The sequence below is a fragment of the Priestia sp. P5_B4 genome, from assembly GCF_056400385.1.
Window position 1 is genome coordinate 1 of sequence record NZ_JBFULJ010001148.1, and the last position, 1,005, is coordinate 1,005.

A 1,005-nucleotide genomic window follows, 5' to 3' on the forward strand; every position below is an offset into this window, starting at 1 on the left:
CCTATAAACTGTCCTAAATTTCAGAATATACTGTCTTTTTCGTATAGTGTTTTTTAAAAGGATTAATGTTACATTTATTATGTAACATTCTGATGAGAAAGAAAACCGTTTCTACAAAACTTCTCTAAAAATTACAAAATATTCATATTCATGTGAAGGATGTAGAATAAACAAATATAGAAGTAACTGCGTTTATAAAAAACGTAACGACCGCTTTAAATATTAATAATCTTAATACTAGTTATCAATTATATGTATTTTACTAATTTATTCTTCTCCGATAAAATGCAGGTAGACGAATTTGATAAGAATTTTCTAATGATTTATATAATTAAATTTGATATAATCTATAGGAATAATAATGTATGAAGGGAAACATCATTGATTAATTAGACACAGGTATTAAATGTTGTTGAAGATGATTCGTAAAAGCATACATATTTAAATTATATATTTTTGTGAGGTGGACAGTGTTGCAACTTAAGGTAGTAAACAGCCCTTTTAATCAAGAACAAGCAGATTTGCTTAATCGCCTTCTGCCGACATTAACAGAAGCACAAAAAATGTGGTTGAGCGGTTATTTAACAGCATCTCAATCTACGTCTGCCGAAGGAACGCCAGACGTTTCTACAGCAGCGCCTGCTCAAACGAAGGAGACAGTTTCAAAAGACGTAACGATTCTTTACGGATCACAAACAGGAAATGCTCAAGGACTTGCTGAAAATACAGGTAAAACGCTTGAAGCAAAAGGCTTTAATGTAACTGTATCTTCTATGAATGATTTCAAACCAAATAATTTAAAGAAACTTGAAAATTTATTAATTGTCGTAAGTACACATGGAGAAGGAGAGCCGCCTGATAATGCGCTATCTTTCCATGAATTTCTTCACGGCCGTCGAGCGCCAAAACTTGAGAACTTCCGTTTCTCTGTTTTATCGCTTGGAGACAGCTCATACGAATTTTTCTGTCAAACAGGAAAAGAATTTGATGTACGCTTAGCAGAAC

Annotated in this window: 1 protein-coding gene; it reads left to right on the plus strand. The window is 32.6% G+C overall.

The annotated features are described in order from the left end of the window. Positions 1-473 precede the first annotated feature (473 nt). Positions 474-1,005: flavodoxin domain-containing protein (locus AC1DRF_RS29510; RefSeq protein ID WP_477742510.1), on the plus strand; the 532-nt coding region annotated here is incomplete at its 3' end.